Source organism: Amycolatopsis sp. NPDC088138, from assembly GCF_044741685.1.
In the GTDB taxonomy this organism is placed as follows: Bacteria; Actinomycetota; Actinomycetes; order Mycobacteriales; family Pseudonocardiaceae; genus Amycolatopsis.
Genome location: NZ_JBIUTB010000003.1, coordinates 895,199 through 911,507, shown reverse-complemented (window position 1 = coordinate 911,507; position 16,309 = coordinate 895,199). Strand labels below are relative to the sequence as shown.

The following is a 16,309-nucleotide window of genomic DNA, read 5'->3' as shown; positions in this document are numbered from 1 at the left end:
ATCGTTCCGTTTGTCAACGAGGAGGATCTTGATGGAGAAAACCGGCCTGCGCGCGGACGCGCGGCGCAACCGGGCGAAGGTCCTGGCTGCCGCCGAAGAGGCGTTCGCCGCCGAGGGGCTGGCGGTGCCCCTCGACGACATCGCGCGGCTGGCCGGGGTCGGGGCCGGCACCGTCTACCGGCACTTCCCCAGCAAGGAAGCGCTCTTCCAGGCCGTCGTCCTCGAACGCATCGACCAGTTCGCCGAGGAGGCGCGCGCGCTCGCCGCCGCCGACGACCCCGGCGAGGTGTTCTTCGACTACTTCGCCCGCGTCATCACGCAGGCCTCGCTCAACCGCGCCCTCTGCGACGCCCTCACCGAGTCCACCGGCACCGGCTTCAAGGCCGACGCGGGTGACGACTTCCGCGTCGCCTTCGCAGTCCTGCTCGAACGCGCCCAGGCCGCCGGTGCCGTCCGCGCGGACATCGACGGGGACGACCTGCGCGCGCTCATCGTCGGCTGCCTGGCCGTCGAGCGGTATTCGCCGGGGAGCGCGCACCTGGTCCGCGTGGTCGTCGACGGCCTCAGGACGCCATGACCGGCAGGTCGCGCAGCTTCCGCAGCGGCACCAGGAGCACGACCGACACGAGGATCCCGGCGGCCGCGACGTGCAGCGTGGCCCGCATGCCGAGCAGTCCCGCCAGTCCGCCGCCGGCGAGGCTGCCGAGCGGGATGACGCCGGAGATCAGCGTGCGGGTGATCGAGTTGACCCGGCCCAGCAGCTCCGGCGGCGTGATCGCCTGCTGGAAGCTGGTGCCGAAGACGCTCTTGACGATCACGCCGTAACTCGCGCAGAACCCGGCGACGACGTAGCACCCGAGCGCCCAGCCGCGATCCGTGAACGGGTAGAGCTGGTACGCCAGGCCGAACAGCAGAGAGCCGCTCAAGAAGGCGCGCACCGCGCCGACGCCGTCGCCGAGCCGGCGCGCGGTGAGCCCCGCCGCGAGCGCGCCGGTCAGCGAGGACGTGCTGAGCAGGCCGATCACCCAGGGCGCGAGGCCGACCTCGCGGCTGAGGAAGACGATCACGATGGCCAGGTGCATCGACTGGAAGAAGCTCGTGAACGCGTAGTACGCGCTGATGGCCCGCAGGATCGGGTGGCCGCGGACCACCCGGAGGCCTTCGCCGATCTCGCGCAGCAGGTGCCGCTCCCGGGGCTCCGGCCGCACGTCGGGCGTCTTGATCCGGCGCAGCCAGAGCGCTGACCACAGGTAGCTGAGGGCGTCGGCGGCCAGTGCCGTCGCGTTGCCCAGGACCTGCACGATGAACCCGGCCGCGCTCGGGCCCGCCACCGCGGCCATCGACAGGTTCGTCGCGAGCCGGGCGTTGGCGTCCGGCAGCTGCTCGCGCGTCACCAGCCGCGGCAGGTACGTCTGGTGGGCGATGTCGAAGAACATCGTCAGGAAGCCGACGCCGAAGACGACCGCCAGCAGCTGCGGCAGCCCGAGGACGCCGAACAGCGCCGCGACCGGGATCGAGCCGATCAGCGCGGCCCGGCCGAAGTCCGCGGCGATCAGCACCGGGCGGTGGCGCACGCGGTCGCACCAGGCGCCGGCCTGCAGGCCGAGCACCAGGTAGGGGAGGGTCTCGGCGGTCCGCAGCAGCGAGACCTCGAAGACCGACGCGCCGAGCACGGTGGTCGCGAGCAGCGGCACGGCCAGTACGTCGATCCGGCTGCCGAGCTGGCTCACCAGGTCGGCCAGCCACAGTCGCCGGAAATCCCGGTTCTTCAACGCCCCCATGATCGTGAACCTGGCACATGAGCGCATCGGATGCAAGAAAGTTGAGTCAAATACGCTCAATGCGAACAGTGTGTAACAAGAGCTAAGATCGACGCGAGTTTCCTCGTACCTGCGCTTCGCGTTGCGAGGGGGTGCCCGGATGTCCACCCGACCCAGCTGGGGCTCCGCCGTCGTGATCGGGCTGGCGGGCTTCGCCACCGGACTGCTGGTGGCCGCACTGCTCGTCGCGGGCCGCCCGGCCTCGCGGCCCGCCGAGTTCAGCCAGCCGACGCCGACGTCGTCCGCTCCCGTCCGGCCCGTCACCGTCACGGCTCCCGCGCCACCGGCGTCGACGGTCACCGCCGTCGAAACCGCGCCGCCGACCACGTCGACCAGCCTCGTCGAGGTGACGGTGGCGCCGACGCCGTCGACGACCACCCCCACCCCGACGTCGACCTCGCTGGTGGTCACAACGAGCCAGGACTGAGCGCTAACCGACGTCGCGGCGGCGCCAGCCCGCCAGCCCCGCGCCCAGCGCGACGGCCGCGACCACCAGGAGCCAGACCAACGGCGTCGCCACGAACGCGTGGCCCGGGATCTTCGGCGGGTGCTGGAACGGCGAGACGTCCAGCGCGCCCTGCGGCAGGTCGAGGATCGGGCCGAGCAGGCTGATCAGCAGGGCCAGCGCGCCGACGCCCCAGGCCGCGGCCGAGTAGGCCGGCAGCAGGCCGAAGATCGTCACCGCCAGCGCGATCACCACCCACGTCGCGGGCAGCTGGACCAGCATCCCGCTCAGCATGTCGCCGACCGAGCCGCCGACGTCGTGGGTGCGCAGGCCGTTGGCCAGCCCCAGGAACAGGCCGCCGGCCAGCAGGAGCAGCGCCGTGCCGAAGAAGGCGAACAGCAGGTGGCCCGCGGCCCAGCGCAGCCGGCCGACGCTGGTCGCCAGCACCGGTTCGAGCCGGATCGCCGTCTCCTCGCCGCGCATCCTCAGTACCGCCTGGATGCCGTACAGCGACGCGACCATGGCGAACATGCCGGCCATCGTGGCGAGGAACGCCTGCGTGAGGCTGTGCGCGCCGCCGAGCCGTTCCATGATCTGCAGCGCCTGCGGGCTCGAGCCGACCAGGCCGCCGATGCCGCTGGCGATCGAGCCGAACACCGCGCCGACGACGGCCATCCCGATCGTCCAGCCGAGCAGCGGGCCGCGGTGCAGCCGCCACGCCAGCGCGAGCGGGGACCGCAGGCTCGCGGCCGCGCGCGGCGGGCCCGGCCGCGGCGGCAGGATGCCGACCCCGACGTCACGGCGGGGGAGCAGCCAGTACGCCGCCGCGCCGATCACCATGGCCAGCGCCACCGGCAGCAGCAGCACCCACCAGCGTTCGACGGCGAACGCGCGGATCTGCTGCACCCAGCCGATCGGCGAGAGCCACGACAGCCAGCGAGCGTCCACAGTGGAGTCACCGGCGCCGCGCAGCAGGAACGCGGCGCCGACCACGGCCGTGCCGATCCCGTTGGCCGTGCGCGAGTACTCGGCGAGCTGGACGGCGACCGCCGCGACGGCGGTGAACACCAGCCCGGCCAGCGCGATCGACGCGCCGAAGGCGAGCGAACCGGCCGCGGGCAGGCCCGCGCCGATCATCGAGCCGACCTGGATCAGGCCGATCAGCACGCTCGCCCCGGCGGACACCAGCACGCCGGCGGTCAGCGCCGCGTACCGGCCGACGACCGCGGACGCGAGCAGCTCGGCACGCCCGGTGTCCTCCTCGGCGCGGGTGTGCCGGGTGACGGTGAAGACCGCCATCAGCCCGATCAGCAGCGCCAGGAACCCGCACATGCGCCAGGCGATGAACCCGCCGGCGGTGGTCAGGTCGAACGGCGGCCCGTAGAGCAGCGCGTACGACGGGTTGGCGGTCGCGCCCGCCTGCAGGCCGGCCCGGTCGGCGGCCGTCGGGTAGAACTGCGCGAACGTCTTGACGGTGCTGGCCGGGACGATGCTCAGCAGCACGATCCAGATCGGCAGGATCACGCGGTCGCGGCGCAGCGCGAGGCGCGTCAGGTGCCAGGTGCCGGCCAGTTCGTGCGCGGGCGCGGTCTCGGCTTCGCGGGAGAGGGTCGCGGTCATTTCGCGCTCGCCTCGGTGGTGTAGTGGCGCAGGAACAGCTCTTCCAGCGTCGGCGGCTGGCTGACCAGGCTCCGCACGCCGACCTGGGTCAGCTGGCGCAGCGCTTCGTCGAGCGAGCGGGTTTCGACGTCGAACCGGACGCGGTTGCCGTCGACCTTCAGGTCGTGGACGTTCTCCAGCTTCGCCAGCCCGTTGGGCGGCCCGGCCAGCTCGGCGGTGATCGACGTCCGGGTCAGGTGCCGCAGCTCGGCGAGCGTGCCCGACTCGACCGTGCGGCCGTTGCGGATGATGCTGACCTTGTCGCAGAGCGCCTCGACCTCGGCGAGGATGTGGCTGGAGAGCAGCACGGTGCGGCCCTGTTCGCGCTCTTCCTGGATGGCGTACTGGAACGTCGCCTCCATCAGCGGGTCGAGGCCGGACGTCGGCTCGTCGAGGATCAGCAGGTCGACCCGGGACGCCAGCGCGGCGACGATGGCCACCTTCTGCCGGTTGCCCTTGGAGTACGTCCGCCCCTTCTTCTTCGGGTCGAGGTCGAACCGCTCGACGAGGTCGGCGCGGCGCTTCTCGTCGAGCCCGCCGCGCAGCCGGCCGAGCAGGTCGATCACCTCGCCGCCGGAGAGGTTGGGCCAGAGGTTGACGTCGCCGGGCACGTAGGCCAGGCGGCGGTGCAGGCTCGCCGCGTCCTTCCAGGGGTCGCCGCCGAGCAGCCGGACGTCCCCCGAATCCGCGTGGAGCAGACCCAGCAGGACCCGGACGGTGGTCGACTTCCCGGCGCCGTTCGGGCCGAGAAAACCGTGTACTTCCCCAGTAGGTACCTGCAGATCGAGGCCGTCCAAGGCCTTGGTCCGGCCGAACGACTTGTGCAAGCCGGAGATCGCGATGGCATTTTCCATGCTTCGGAAGCTACACTGATTTCACGAAGTTGTGAAGTTAAGAAAATGTCTGGATGGAGTGATCTTGACGGACCGGTACGGGAGGATGGGCCGATGACGACGCCTGACACGAAGAGAGATGAAGACGCCGTCCGCCGGTACGTCGAGAGCCTCGCGCTCGTCCTTTCGCAGATCGGGATGCAGCGCATGTCCGCGCGGGTGTTCGCGGCCCTGATGACCACCGACGAAGGCCGGCTGACCGCGGCCGACCTGGCCTCGCAGCTGTCGGTCAGCCCGGCGGCCGTCTCCGGCGCCGTGCGGTTCCTCGAGCAGATCGGCCTGGTCGCCAAGGAGCGCGAGCCCGGCGAGCGCCGTGACCACTACCGCCTCTTCGACGACCTCTGGTACGCCACGTTCCTCAAGCGCGACCGCATGATCATCATGTGGCGGGACGCCGCCGAGAACGGCATCGAGGCCCTCGGCGAGGGCTCACCCGCCGGCGAACGGCTCGCCGAGATGCGGGACTTCCTGTCGTTCATGCTCGAAGAGCTCAACGGCATGTACGAGCGCTGGCACAAGCTCCGCGAAGCGAAGAACGGCGCCAACTAACGTCGAGGCGTGATCCTCCTTCTCGCCGCTCAAGCCCTGTACGTCAAACGGACAACGCCACGGCTGCCTGGCGCCGCCGGGCCGGCCGAGGGCCTCGTCGACGGCCCCGGTGAGCCCTTCCGGCTGGCCGTGCTCGGCGAATCCACTGTGGACGGCGTCGGTGCGGCCACCCACGAAGAAGCGCTGACCGGCTGCCTCGCCCGTGAACTCGCGAAGGACGGCCGGGCCGTGCGCTGGCAGGCCGTCGGCCGGACCGGGGCCAACGCCCGGACCGTGCGCGCCGAGCTGGCGCCGGAGGTACGGCCTGCCGACCTCGTCGTGGTCGCGCTCGGCGTCAACGACACGATCGAGCTGCGGACCGCCGCGGGTTACCGCCGTGACCTGCTGGCCCTGGTCGTCGACCTGCGACGCCGGCTCGGCCCGGTCGACGTCGTCCTCGCCGGGGTGCCGCCGATGTCCCGGTTCCCGTCACTCCCGCGGCCGCTACGGGACGTCCTCGCCGCCCGGTCCACCGCGCTCGACGCGGCGGCGGCCGCCGTGGCGCGCGGCCCCGGCGTCACCCACGTGCCGATGGCTCCCGACCTCCTCGACCCCGCGGCCTTCGCGTCGGACCGGTTCCACCCCGGCCCGGCGGGTTACGCCCGATGGGCACAAACGCTTGCCGCCGCACTCTCGGTGATCAAGTAGCCGCGTTCCGTCGAGCTTCGAAAAAACTTCGGCATTCGTGTATCTGGGGGTCCCCCCACTGCGTCCTGTGGAGCAGCCAAGCACGGAGATCGGATCGGGCAGGGGGTTGCCGGGTTCGGAGGAAAACGCGGTGGCCGGGAGCCGAGGGGGCCCCCGGACACCGTCGGCCGGGTGCCCTTCGGGGGAGGGGTCATCCGGCGGGGCCCGTTGGGGAGCGGGCCCGTGAGGGAGGGGAGTACCGGTCGGCGCGCGTCCACGCGTCGGCCGGTACCTCCCACGAAGCCGTTGACCGAGAGCGACCGACGAACTAAGAGACTTGATGTATCCCAGATCCACCTGCACGCTCCTTCCCCCCGAAGGACCCGCGATACTGCCGAAGCCGACTCGAAGACGTTTCCGAAGAGGGGCAGATACGGTGACCGACGTGCAAACCGCAGAGGTTGATCCTCCTTGGGAGGGCCTGACCGGCGCCGAGCTGCATGCCGCCTGCATGCACGCGGCCAGAGAAGGCGACCGTCAGGCGATGGCCCGCCTGGTCGACGAGCTCACCCCGCTCGTCTGGCACGTGGCCCGGGCGAACGGGCTCGACCGCTCGGTCGCCGAGGACGTCGTCCAGACCGTGTGGCTCGCGCTCTTCAGCCAGCTCGGGAAGCTGCGTGATCCCAAGGCCCTCGCCGCCTGGTTGATCACCACGACCCGGCGTGAGGCCACCCACCCCCACGGCCGCCGCATGCAACCCGTCCCGCTGAGCGACGAGGTGGCCGAAGCCATGCCCAGCACCCAACCGGCTCCCGAAGACGAAGCCGTCCGCGCCGACCGCGACCGCCGGGTCTGGCGCGCCTTCGTCCGGCTGCCCCACCGCTGTCAGGAGTTGCTCCGGCTGACCGTTCTCGCGGGCCGCGCGGAGTACCAGCTCGTCGCCGAAGCGTTGCGGATGCCGCGCGGCAGCGTCGGACCGACCAGAGGGCGCTGCCTCGACCAGATGCGCGATCTCCTCGCCAGTGAAGGGGGCAGCCGATGAACGAAGTCGGGGCACCGGGAGGCACGGCCTCCGCGGACGACGAAATCCTGCTGGCCGACATCGGCCGCCTGCTCGACGAGCTCGATCCCGTGCCGGACGACCTGGTGCAGCGGGTCCAGTTCGCGCTCGCGCTGGAGGACCTCGACGTCGAGGTCGCCCGCTGGGAACGGCTCGACACCCTGGCCGGCGTGCGCGGCAGTGGTACCGGCACGATCACCTTCACCGTCAGCGACCTGACCGTGATGATCAACCTGACCAAGATCGGCAAGCAGCACCGCATCGACGGCTGGCTGGTGCCGGCCGGGCAGTACGGCGTCGAGGTGCGGGTCGCCGAGCACGGGACGACGTCCACGACCGCCGACGAAGGCGGCCGGTTCGTGCTCGACAACGTGCCCCGCGGGACCACGCAGATCCTGGTGCACCTGGGTGACGTGACGTGCCGCCGGACCGTTGTCACGCCAACCGTGGTGCTTTAGCGATCAGCCCAGGAAGTCGGCGAGGGGGACGGGCGTGAGCCCGTCCTTCTTCGCCTGCTCGACGAACGCCGTGTAGTCCTCTTTGAAGGTCTTCCGGAAGTGCATCAGCACGATGTCGCCCGGCTTCAGCTTGTCGCCGGCCTGGAACTGGACGTGCCCGTCGTTGACCGCGGCCGTCCACAGCACCGCGACGCGCATCCCGCACGCGGCCGCCGCGCGCAGCGTGGTGTGGTCGTAGTTGCCGAACGGCGGCCGGAAGATCGACGGCCGCACGCCGAGACCCTTCTGGAAGTCGTCGGCGTCGTCGCAGATCTCCTTGCGCTGGAACTCGAACGGCTTGCCCTTGAGGTTCGGGTGGTCGACCGTGTGGTCGCCGAGCGTCGCGCCGGTCGCGTCGAGGATCTGCTTGAAGTAGGCCTCGTGGCCCTTCACGTACTTCTGGTTCAGGAACAGCACCGGGTGCGTGCCGGACTGCTGCATCAGCTTGAGCGCGTCCGGGTCCTTGACCGCGCCGTCGTCCATCGTGAGGAAGACGTACGGCTTGTCCGTGGTGATCTTGCGGACGACCTGGACCTCGCCGTTCGCCACGGCGGGCGCCTTCTGCTGCACGGTGCCGAACGCGTACGGCCCGGGCGGCGTCGTGCCGGCGCGGCCGCCGGGGGCCGGGTTCGGCTGGCTCGGCTCGGGCGGCGCCGGCTGGGCGCTCGAACACGCCGTGAGGGCCAAGACCGCCGCGGCCACCACCGCTGTCACTCGTCCGTGTCGCTTCTTGCTGAACATCCCCACGTCCCCCTTCCGAGCGGTAGTCGAGGACTACCCGAAAGGGTGACGCGGGGGTGGGGCGCGGAGTTGCGTCAGAACGATCTTGTGTGGCCTGGGGCACCCAGGTCAGTGCCCGGTTTCGGCCGCCTTGACCAGCTTCGCCGAGAACAGCCGGATGGCGCTCTTGAGACCGGCGGCCACGATCGGGCCGCTGCCGCGCACGGGCTCGGTGAACGAGCCGGTCCAGCGCAGGTGCGTGCCGCCGTCGACGGTCGGGGTGAAGAACACCTCGGCCCGGTAGTCCTTGATCGGGTTGGGCCCGAAGAACGTGTAGACGTGCCGGCGGTCCTGCTCGTACTCGACCGTCTCCTCCTTGATCAGCACCGGCCACAGGCCGACCGCGCGGACGGCGCCGACGCCGTTCGGCTCCTCGGTGCCCTGCCGGACCCAGCTCGCCTGGATGATCAGTGGTTTTCCCCACTCCGCCCAGCGCGGGCCGTCGGCTTCGCGCGCGAACAACGCCGACGGCGGCGCGGTGCTCGTGCGGTTGACCTCGAAGGAGTACTTGCGGCCCACCGGAACCTCCCACGTTGTTGACAGGTTGATAATTAAGCGTTCCCGGCAGCGTAGGTCAAGATGGGGGCGTGAGCACGCCGCGCCCCGACATCGCCGCGCCGCACTGGCTGGTCCAGCTGTTGCGGAGCAAGCCGGTCCCGGTGCCCTGGAACATGGTCGCCCGGGCCGTGATCGCGCTCGCCGTCCCGCTGGCCGTGGGCTACGCGATGGGCGACATCGCCGTGGGCGCCCTGATCTCCACCGGTGCCCTGCCCGCCGTCCTGTCCGAGTCGGCGGGCCCGTACCGCTACCGCGCGCGACGCCTCGGCGGCGCGACGCTCGCCGCGACCGCCGGCTACGTCGTCGGCCTGCTCACCGGCGGCACGCCCGCGCTGTCCGTGCCCGCGGTGATCCTGGTCGCCGCGGTGTCCGCGCTGATCAGCGCGGCCGGCAGCAACGCCTCGGTCGCCGGGCTGCAGATGTTCGTGTTCTGCGTGCTCGGCACCGGCCAGCACGCGACCGGCGTGCGCGTCGAGATCCTGCTCGGCTACTTCTGCATCGGCGCGGTCTGGAGCCTGCTGGTCGCGCTCGTCACCTGGACGGTCCGCGCGACCAGCGCCGAGCGCAGCGCCGTCGCGCACGTCTACGTCGAGCTGGCCGCGATGCTCTCGGCGACCGACGAGGCCGTCTCGCGGGTGGCCCGCCACCGGCTGACCACGGCCATGAACACCGCCTACGACCAGCTGCTCACCGCGCGCTCGTGGCTGTCCGGCCGCGACGCCGCGTACCGCCAGCTGCTCAACCTGCTCTCGGCGACGACCCCCGCGGTCGAGGCGTCGGTGGCGATGGTCAACGCCGGGCGTCGCGTGTCCGGCGACGTCATCGACCACTTCGTCGCGCTGTCGGCGGCCGTGCTGGCGAGCCAGCCGCTGCCCGAACCGCCACCGGAACCCGACGACGACGCCGACCCGCTGCGGGCCGCGCTGTACGCCGGGCTGGTCCGGATCGGGAAGGGTGACGACCGGAAGCGCCGCGAGCCGACCCCCTGGTACCGGCGCCTGCGCACGTGGGCGGGCTCGCTCGCGTCCGGCCCGCTGACCTGGATCGCCGCGGCCCGGCTGACGCTGTGCGTCGCGATCGCCGAGGTCGTCGGGCTGCTCGTGCCGCTGGAACGCTCGTACTGGATCACCCTGACCGTCGGGATCGTGCTCAAGCCGGACTTCGGCTCGGTCTTCGGCCGCGCGGTGCTGCGCGGGATCGGCACGGTCGTCGGCGTCGGGATCGGTGCCGTGGTGCTCGCCGCGGGCGGGCGCGGCTGGATCCTGGTGGCGCTGATCGCGATCTTCGCCGGCGGCGTCGCGGTCGGGAAGGTGCGCAACTACGGCATCCTCAGCGCGTTCGTGACGCCGTTGATCATCCTGCAGATGGACCTGGCGAACACCGGGAGCTGGGACGTCGTCGTCGCGCGGCTGGTCGACACGGTGCTGGGCTGCGTGATCGTCCTGGTCTTCGGGTACCTGCTGTGGCCCGGCAGCCGCCGTCCCCAGGTCGGCGGCCGGCTGGCCGACGGGCTGGACGCCGTCGCGAAGTACGTCGAGTGCGCGCTGGTCGAGGCGTCTTCGGGGGACGCGCGGCTGGCGCGGTCCCGGGCCCGGCGCGGTGCCTACCGGTCGCTGGCCGACCTGCGGACGGCGTTCCAGCAGGTGGTCGTCGAGCCGTCGGCCAACGGCCGCCAGGCGGTGGCGTGGTGGCCGGTCATCGCCGCGCAGGAACGGGTCGCCGACGCCGTGACGGAGGTCGGCGTGACGATCGGGCGAGGGGTGACCCCACCGGCCCCGGCCGACGTCGAGCTGATCACCACCGCGCTCGACGAGCTGGCGTCGTCGATCCGCGAGCAGCGGGCGCCGGACTCGTTGCCACTGCCGGACAGCGACCAGCTGGCCGGGGTGGTCGACCAGCTCGAGTCGGCGTTCGACGCGGTCCGCGGGCCGGACCTGGTCGAACACACGCCGTTGCGGCTGGTCAGGCGGTTTCTGCCCTATCACCGGCGTACGTGACACGAGTGCGGTTCAATGCACTCATGGGAATCGACTTCGACGCGTTGAAGGGCAAGGCCGAAGAGGCCCTGCGCGAGCACAACGACAAGATCGAGCAGGGGCTCGACAAGGCGGCCGACTTCGCGAAGTCGAAGTTCGCCGGCCACGACTCGCAGATCGACGGCGGCGTCGAGAAGGCGAAGGACTTCCTCAACAAGTTCGACGACACCCCGGACAACCCGCCGCCCGCCCCGCCCGCTCCGCCGGCCCAGTAGGTTCCCAAGTCCGTGAAGGCCACCTTGAGGGACTCTGAGTCCCTCAAGGTGGCCTTCACGGACTACTGGACTTCGCCGGTCGCGATCCCGTCCGCGAGGCCGGTGATCCGGCCGCCGCGCTCGCCGAGCGCGATCAGGCCGTCGCGTGCGTCCGGGGCGGACAGGCTGATCCGGACGCCCGCCCGCTCGACGTCGAGGCTGGCCGCAAGCGCTTGCGCGCCTTCGTGTCCCGCGTTGATCGTCGCCGCCAGGCCGCCGGTCGACGCCAGCGAACCGCGCGCGGCGCCGAGCCGGCCGAGTGCCTCGTCGACGATCGGGAGCAGCGCGTCCCGGTTACCTTCGGTCATCGCGCGCACGAGGTGCGGGTTCGACCCGGCGACGCGCGTCCCGTCGCGGTAGGACCCGGCCGCCAGCGACATCGCCAGCGGGCCACCTTCGGCGCCGATGGTGGCGAGGATCGCGGCGAACAGGTGCGGCAGGTGCGAGATCCGCGCGACGGCCTCGTCGTGCGACTCCGCGGGCAGCGGCACGACGTGCGCGCCGAGGTCGAGCACCAGCTGGGCGACCTCGGCCCAGGCTTCGAGATCGGTGTCCTCTTCGACGGCGACGACCCACGCGGCGCCCCGGAACAGCGAAGCGTCACTGGCCAGCCAGCCCGAGTGCGACGTCCCGGCCATCGGGTGCCCGCCGACGTACCGCGTGTACGGCACCCGGCGGCGGACGGCGTCCAGCACCGGCGCCTTCACGCTGGTGACGTCGGTGAGCAGGCAGTGCGACGCGTGCTGGGCGACCAGGCGCAGCAGGTCCTCGACGGCCGGCAGCGGGACGGCCATGACCACCAGCGCGTCGTCCGCGGCTGCCCGGTGCAAAGCCGCTTCGACGTCCGTCGTGACGTCGAAACCCGCTCTGCTCGCCGCGTCGGCGTCCACTTCGGAAATCGCCGCTCCCCACGCCGTGCGGCCGCTCGCGGCCGCCGCGCGCAGCAACGACCCGCCGATCAGCCCGAGCCCGATCACGCATACGTCTCGCACGGGGTTCATCCTGCCAGTGCGGGAGGCATCCCGGGCTACAGCGCGGCCGCGAGCCGCGTTCCCTGGTCGATCGCGCGTTTCGCGTCGAGTTCGGCGGCGACGTCGGCCCCGCCGATCACGTGCACCGGCCGCCCGGCCGCCGTCAGCTCGTCGGCCAGGTCCCGCACGGGCTCCTGACCGGCGCAGACGACGACGGTGTCGACTTCGAGCAGCCGCGCCCGGCCGTCGACGGTGAGGTGCAGGCCGGCGTCGTCGATCCGGTCGTAGGTGACGCCGGGAATCCGCTCGACGCCCTTCGCCTTCAGCGCGGCGCGGTGCACCCAGCCGGACGTCTTGCCGAGCCCGGCGCCGATCCCGGACTTCTTGCGCTGCAGCAGGTAGACCTGCCGCGGCGACGGCTCGGGCTTCGGCTCGGCGAGCCCGCCGGGCGCCTGCTCGGGATCGGTGACGCCCCACTCGGCCATCCACGCGTCGAGGTTCAGCGCGGGGGAGTCCGTGTGCGTCAGGAACTCGCTGACGTCGACGCCGATCCCGCCGGCGCCGATCACCGCGACCCGGTCGCCGACCGGCTTCCCGTGCCGGACGACGTCCACGTACGACAGCACCTTCGGGTGGTCGATGCCGGGCAGCGACGGCACCCGCGGCGCGACGCCGGTGGCCACCACGACCTCGTCGAAGTCCGTCAGGTCCGCCGCGGTGACGCGGGTGCCGAGGTGCAGCTTCACGCCGGTCACCTCGAGCCGCCGCTGGTAGTAGCGGATGGTCTCGGCGAACTCCTCCTTGCCGGGGATCTTCCGCGCGATGCCGAACTGGCCGCCGATCTCGTCGTCCGCTTCGAACAGCTCGACGCGGTGGCCGCGTTCGGCGAGCGCGGTGGCGGACGACAGCCCGGCCGGCCCGGCGCCGACGACGGCGACGTGCTTCGAGCGGCGGGTCGGGGCGAGCGTCAACGTCGTTTCGTGGCCGGCGCGCGGATTCACCATGCAGGACACCGGCTTGCGCTTGAAGGCGTGGTCGAGACAGGCCTGGTTGCACGCGATGCAGGTGTTGATCTCGTCCTCACGCCCGCTCTCGGCCTTCCGGATCCACTCGGGATCGGCGAGGAACGGCCGGGCCATCGACACGAGGTCGGCGTCGCCGCTCGCCAGGGCCTCCTCGGCCACCTGCGGCATGTTGATCCGGTTCGACGTCACCACCGGGATCCCGACGTGCGGCTTGAGCTTCCCGGTGACCCAGGTGAACGCGGCGCGCGGCACCGACGTGACGATCGTCGGCACCCGGGCCTCGTGCCAGCCGATGCCGGTGTTGATGATCGTCGCCCCGGCGGCCTCGACGTCCTTCGCGAGCGCGACGACGTCCTCCCAGCGCTGGCCACCCGGCACGAGGTCGAGCATCGAAAGCCGGTAGATGATGACGAAGTCGTCGCCGACCTTCTCCCGCGTCCGCCGCACGATCTCGACGGCGAACCGGCGGCGGTTCTCCGGGCTGCCACCCCAGTCGTCGGTGCGTTTGTTGGTGCGCTCGGCCAGGAACTGGTTGATCAGGTAGCCCTCGGACCCCATGATCTCGACGCCGTCGTAGCCCGCGTCCCGGGCGAGAGCGGCGCAGTCGGCGAAGGCGCGGATCTGCTGGTGCACGCCGTAACCGGTCAGCGCGCGCGGCCGGAACGGGTTGATCGGCGCCTTGCGGCTCGACGCGGAGACACTCAGCGGGTGGTAGGCGTAGCGGCCCGCGTGCAGGATCTGCAGCGCGATCTTGCCGCCCGCCTCGTGCACCGGCGCGGTGAGCTGCCGGTGCTGCCGCGCCTCGGCGGACGTGGTCAGCTTCGACGCGAGCGGCAGCAGCCAGCCGGTGCGGTTCGGCGCGAACCCGCCGGTGACGATCAGCCCGACCCCACCGCGGGCGCGCTCGGCGTAGTACTCGGCCAGCTCGGGGAAGTGCGCGGCCTTGTCCTCGAGGCCGGTGTGCATCGACCCCATGATCACCCGGTTGCGCAGGGTCGTGAAGCCGAGGTCCAGCGGGGCCAGCAAGTTCGGGTATTCGCTCATCGGGCGTCCTTCTCGTGGTGGAGGGCGGCGAGCACTTCGTCGAACCACTCGACCTGGCCCTCCTCGACGCGGATGCCGCCGCGCAGGACCAGGTACTGGTGCAGGTGCCGGCCTTCGAGACCGGCCGGGGCGGGGAAGTCGCGCTTCTCGATCTGCCGGTAGACGTCGAGGCGCTCGGCGTGCGCCGCGCGGTGCCGGACGATCTCGGCCGCGACGGCGCCGGGATCGCCGAAGGTCGCGCCGCGGATCTTCACGGCGAGTTCGACCGGCCCGGCCGACGGGTCCGGCTCGGCGAGCCAGCGGACGAGCTCGGCGCGTCCGCCTTCGCTGACCGTGTAGACCTTCTTGTCCGGCCGCCCCGACTGCGCGACGACGTCGACGGCCACCCAGCCGGCCTCTTCCATCCGCTTCAGCACGCGGTAGATCTGCTGGTGGGTGGCGCTCCAGAAGAGCCCGATCGACTTCTCGAAGCGGCGCGTCAGCTCATAGCCCGAGCCGGTGCGCTCGGACAGCGAAACGAGGATCGCGTGCTCCAAAGCCATGGTTCGAGGGTCCTATGCAACTAGGTGCAGTGCAACGAGGCGCGCATCACTTCACCCTGCCGAGTGAGGCAAAACGGGTCGACGAATCGGCGTAAAAGACCAGGATGGGAGGAGTGCACCCGGTACTCGAACTGATCTCCGAACGGATGGCGACCGGCAGTGTCCCGGGCGAACGCACGGACGGCCGGCGCCTCGCGCTGGCCATCGAAGGCGGGAGCAGCCGCGGCACCTACTCCAGCGGCATGGTCCTGGCGCTGGACGAACTGGGCGTCACCCCCGTGCTCGACGCCGTCTACGGCTCGTCGGCGGGCGCGCTGAACGGCGCCTGGCTGCTCTGCGGCCGCTCCTCGACCGGCGTGCGGACCTGGTGGAACCCGGTCGTCATGCGCCGGATCATCAACCCGCTGCACACCCTGCGCGGCCGTGCGGTGATCGACCTCGAATACCTCGTCCACCAGGTCTATTCGGTGCTGGAGCCGATGGACTTCCCGGCGATCCTGGCCAACCCGGTGACGTTCCACCCGCTGGCCACCGACGCCGACACCGGCGAGTCCACCGACCTGCACCCGTTCATCGACGACGTCGACGCGATCAAGGTGTCGCTCGCCGCGTCGTCCTGCATGCCGGTGCTGGCCGGGCCGCCGATCCCGATGGCCGGGCGCCGGTTCGTCGACGCCGGGGTGGCCGAGCCGATCCCGTTCCGCACCGCGCTCGCCCAGGACGCCACGGATGTCCTGGTGCTGCGCACCCGCCGCGCCGACGAGCTGCCGCTGCGGCCGCCGCGGGTGCAGGACGTCGTCGTCCCGCGGTTCCTGCGCCGCCAGGCGCCGGGCACGATCGCCGCCTGGCACGACACCTACCGCCGGGACGTCGAAGACGAGGAGATCCTCGCGAGCGACCCGCGCATCCTCAGCGTCCGGCCGCCGATGGGCTCGCCGGACGTGGCCGTGCTGGAACGTGATCCCGAGGTGCTGCGCAAGGCCGTCGACCTGGGCAAGAGCGCCGTCCTCGACGTGCTGGAAGGCCTGCGCGAAGCGTCCTAGACGTGCACGGCGTGGTTCGCGCGCGACTGGACGACCAGCCGCTGCGTGCCCAGCGTGACGGCCAGGTAGAGCACGATCGACGCGGTGCCCAGGCCCTTCGCGCTGCTGTCGATCAGCGCGTCGAGTCCGATGTGGACACCGATGCCGGCCAGCCACAGCACGATCGTGAGCCAGGTGCCCTGGCGGAACAGCTGCCCGTCCTGGCGCCAGAGCCGCACGGTGTACCCGCGGACCACGCCGAAGCCCGCGGCCAGCACCAGGCTGCCGACGAGCAGGCCGATCACCAGGCCCGACGACGACGCGTTCTTGAAGAACGTGCTCAGCTGGAGGACCCCGAGCACCAGCAGGATCAGCAGCACGGTCGGCTTGCGGTCCTCGCGGACCGGGCGCTTCTGCGTCTGGCGCCAGAGGATCCAGGCCACGACGACGAGTCCGATGAGGATGTTGACCGAGCTGTTCACGAGCGT

Annotated in this window: 18 protein-coding genes; 9 read left to right on the top strand and 9 right to left on the bottom strand. The window is 71.6% G+C overall.

The features are described 5' to 3' along the window. Window positions 1–31: 31 nt before the first annotated feature. Window positions 32–577 (top strand): TetR/AcrR family transcriptional regulator, encoded by a 546-nt coding sequence (locus ACIOD2_RS19490; RefSeq protein WP_400539706.1) that lies wholly within the window; start codon window positions 32–34, stop codon window positions 575–577. Here ACIOD2_RS19490 and ACIOD2_RS19485 read toward each other — a convergent pair. Next, a complete protein-coding gene (locus ACIOD2_RS19485) occupies window positions 564–1,781 on the bottom strand; it encodes an MFS transporter (RefSeq protein WP_400539703.1) in 1,218 nt (405 codons plus the stop codon). The genes ACIOD2_RS19490 and ACIOD2_RS19485 overlap by 14 nt on opposite strands. Before the next feature lie 139 nt (window positions 1,782–1,920). On the opposite strand from ACIOD2_RS19485, the gene ACIOD2_RS19480 reads away from it, so the two are divergent. Then, window positions 1,921–2,247 carry a hypothetical protein gene (locus tag ACIOD2_RS19480; protein ID WP_400539700.1) on the top strand — a complete coding sequence of 109 codons (327 nt, stop codon included), beginning with the start codon at window positions 1,921–1,923 and terminating at the stop codon, window positions 2,245–2,247. Between the two features lie 3 nt (window positions 2,248–2,250). Here ACIOD2_RS19480 and ACIOD2_RS19475 read toward each other — a convergent pair whose 3' ends face one another. Together ACIOD2_RS19475 and ACIOD2_RS19470 are read right to left on the bottom strand one after the other, a co-directional pair. Beyond that, window positions 2,251–3,885, bottom strand: coding sequence for an ABC transporter permease (locus ACIOD2_RS19475; protein WP_400539697.1), 1,635 nt, complete (start codon window positions 3,883–3,885; stop codon window positions 2,251–2,253). Then, complete coding sequence (locus ACIOD2_RS19470) at window positions 3,882–4,778, bottom strand: ATP-binding cassette domain-containing protein (RefSeq protein WP_400539694.1); 897 nt, start codon at window positions 4,776–4,778, stop codon at window positions 3,882–3,884. Before ACIOD2_RS19470 ends, ACIOD2_RS19475 begins: the two co-directional genes overlap by 4 nt. 93 nt (window positions 4,779–4,871) lie before the next feature. Here ACIOD2_RS19470 and ACIOD2_RS19465 point away from each other — a divergent pair, with 93 nt between their 5' ends. The 4 genes from ACIOD2_RS19465 to ACIOD2_RS19450 all read left to right on the top strand — a co-directional run bounded on the left by ACIOD2_RS19465 (window position 4,872) and on the right by ACIOD2_RS19450 (window position 7,550). Further along, the gene (locus ACIOD2_RS19465; protein WP_400539691.1) at window positions 4,872–5,366 is read left to right on the top strand and encodes a GbsR/MarR family transcriptional regulator; all 495 of its coding nucleotides are present in this window, start codon (window positions 4,872–4,874) and stop codon (window positions 5,364–5,366) included. A 9-nt stretch (window positions 5,367–5,375) separates the two neighbouring features. Beyond that, window positions 5,376–6,053 (top strand): SGNH/GDSL hydrolase family protein, encoded by a 678-nt coding sequence (locus tag ACIOD2_RS19460; protein WP_400539689.1) that lies wholly within the window; start codon window positions 5,376–5,378, stop codon window positions 6,051–6,053. Window positions 6,054–6,468: 415 nt separating this feature from the next. Then, a complete protein-coding gene (locus ACIOD2_RS19455; RefSeq protein ID WP_323329089.1) occupies window positions 6,469–7,074 on the top strand; it encodes a sigma-70 family RNA polymerase sigma factor in 606 nt (201 codons plus the stop codon). After that, on the top strand, window positions 7,071–7,550 hold the full coding sequence (locus ACIOD2_RS19450) for a carboxypeptidase regulatory-like domain-containing protein (protein WP_400539685.1): 480 nt from the start codon (window positions 7,071–7,073) through the stop codon (window positions 7,548–7,550). Before ACIOD2_RS19455 ends, ACIOD2_RS19450 begins: the two co-directional genes overlap by 4 nt. Window positions 7,551–7,553: 3 nt before the next feature. Here the strand turns inward: ACIOD2_RS19450 and ACIOD2_RS19445 are convergent, their stop codons facing one another. Both ACIOD2_RS19445 and ACIOD2_RS19440 read right to left on the bottom strand, forming a co-directional pair. After that, window positions 7,554–8,294, bottom strand: coding sequence for a polysaccharide deacetylase family protein (locus ACIOD2_RS19445; protein ID WP_400540413.1), 741 nt, complete (start codon window positions 8,292–8,294; stop codon window positions 7,554–7,556). Window positions 8,295–8,438: 144 nt separating this feature from the next. Beyond that, the gene (locus ACIOD2_RS19440; RefSeq protein ID WP_400539682.1) at window positions 8,439–8,888 is read right to left on the bottom strand and encodes an SRPBCC family protein; all 450 of its coding nucleotides are present in this window, start codon (window positions 8,886–8,888) and stop codon (window positions 8,439–8,441) included. A 68-nt stretch (window positions 8,889–8,956) separates the two neighbouring features. Between ACIOD2_RS19440 and ACIOD2_RS19435 the strand changes: the two genes are divergently transcribed. Then, window positions 8,957–10,924 (top strand): FUSC family protein, encoded by a 1,968-nt coding sequence (locus tag ACIOD2_RS19435; protein WP_400539679.1) that lies wholly within the window; start codon window positions 8,957–8,959, stop codon window positions 10,922–10,924. Between the two features lie 23 nt (window positions 10,925–10,947). Beyond that, a complete protein-coding gene (locus ACIOD2_RS19430) occupies window positions 10,948–11,178 on the top strand; it encodes an antitoxin (RefSeq protein ID WP_400539677.1) in 231 nt (76 codons plus the stop codon). A 62-nt stretch (window positions 11,179–11,240) separates the two neighbouring features. Here ACIOD2_RS19430 and ACIOD2_RS19425 read toward each other — a convergent pair whose 3' ends face one another. From ACIOD2_RS19425 to ACIOD2_RS19415, 3 genes are read right to left on the bottom strand one after another with little or no spacing between them, the layout of a single operon-like run. Next, window positions 11,241–12,218 (bottom strand): prephenate dehydrogenase, encoded by a 978-nt coding sequence (locus ACIOD2_RS19425; protein WP_400539674.1) that lies wholly within the window; start codon window positions 12,216–12,218, stop codon window positions 11,241–11,243. 26 nt (window positions 12,219–12,244) lie between these two features. After that, window positions 12,245–14,257: an FAD-dependent oxidoreductase gene (locus tag ACIOD2_RS19420; RefSeq protein WP_400539671.1), complete on the bottom strand. Its 2,013-nt coding sequence runs from the start codon at window positions 14,255–14,257 to the stop codon at window positions 12,245–12,247. After that, window positions 14,254–14,799, bottom strand: a complete 546-nt coding sequence (locus ACIOD2_RS19415) for a PadR family transcriptional regulator (protein WP_400539668.1) — start codon at window positions 14,797–14,799, stop codon at window positions 14,254–14,256. Before ACIOD2_RS19415 ends, ACIOD2_RS19420 begins: the two co-directional genes overlap by 4 nt. Window positions 14,800–14,912: 113 nt before the next feature. On the opposite strand from ACIOD2_RS19415, the gene ACIOD2_RS19410 reads away from it, so the two are divergent. Continuing rightward, on the top strand, window positions 14,913–15,842 hold the full coding sequence (locus tag ACIOD2_RS19410) for a patatin family protein (protein WP_400539666.1): 930 nt from the start codon (window positions 14,913–14,915) through the stop codon (window positions 15,840–15,842). Here ACIOD2_RS19410 and ACIOD2_RS19405 read toward each other — a convergent pair. Then, the gene (locus tag ACIOD2_RS19405) at window positions 15,839–16,303 is read right to left on the bottom strand and encodes a hypothetical protein (RefSeq protein ID WP_400539663.1); all 465 of its coding nucleotides are present in this window, start codon (window positions 16,301–16,303) and stop codon (window positions 15,839–15,841) included. The genes ACIOD2_RS19410 and ACIOD2_RS19405 overlap by 4 nt on opposite strands. Window positions 16,304–16,309 lie beyond the last annotated feature (6 nt).